Origin of the sequence: Mobiluncus curtisii subsp. curtisii ATCC 35241, assembly GCF_000146285.1 — a bacterium.
Classification (GTDB): Bacteria; Actinomycetota; Actinomycetes; order Actinomycetales; family Actinomycetaceae; genus Mobiluncus; species Mobiluncus curtisii.
This window is the reverse complement of record NZ_GL385919.1, coordinates 1-835: the sequence shown is the minus strand read 5'-3', so window position 1 is coordinate 835 and position 835 is coordinate 1. Positions and strand designations below refer to the sequence as shown.

1 pseudogene is annotated in these 835 nt (G+C 52.5%); it reads left to right on the top strand.

The window, feature by feature from the left end:
- Window positions 1-233: 233 nt before the first annotated feature.
- Window positions 234-835 (top strand): annotated as a pseudogene (locus HMPREF0574_RS09935) (IS3 family transposase); the annotation flags it as partial.

Below are 835 nucleotides of genomic sequence, written 5' to 3'. Positions count from 1 at the left end.
GAAGTGTCCTGGGTTTTGTTCCTAGGTTTTTTGTGAGGGTTGTTTTATGCCTTGGAAGTATTCGCGGGAGTTTAGGGATTGTGCTGTTGGGTTGGTGTTTGACCGGCTTCGAGACGATTCTGGGGTTTCGAGATGGGCGGTTATCAGCGATATCGGACTGAAACTCGGTGTCAGCCGGGAATCACTGCGCCGCTGGGCTGTTCAAGCCGAGATAGACCGGGGAGAAAGACCCGGGGGTTAGTCGGGAGGAGTCTGCCGAGATAAGGCGGTTGCGTAGGGAAAACGCGGAGCTTAAACGTACTAACGAGAGTTTGAAGCTCGCATCGGCTTTTTTCGCCAAAGAACTCGACCACCCCGGGATGAAATGATTGCGTTTATTGACCAGTATCGTGATTGTTTCTCGGTCGAGCGTATTTGCCGGGTTATGAGAGAACACACGGTTGGGGGCTTCCTCACGCCACGTGGTTACCGGGCGGCAAAGACCCGAAAAGTGAGCGCTAGGCAATTGAGAGATGCCTTGTTAATCGAGGAAATCGTGAAGATTTTCGACCAGAATTACCGTGTTTACGGGATTCGTAAAATCTGGCGTGCTATGCGCCGGGCGGGGTTTGCTATCGGACGGGAACAGACTGGCAGATTGATGCGCCTGACCGGGATTCATGGGGCACACCGAGGCCGTAAACCGGTGACTACCCGTCCTTCACCCCGCCCTGATGCACGCCCTAATCTAGTTAATCGCCAGTGTAGAGCAGATAGACCTAACAGGTTGTGGGTAGCAGATATTACCTACGTTCGTACTCTTTCTGGTTTTGTTTATACAGCGTTCGTAACCGAT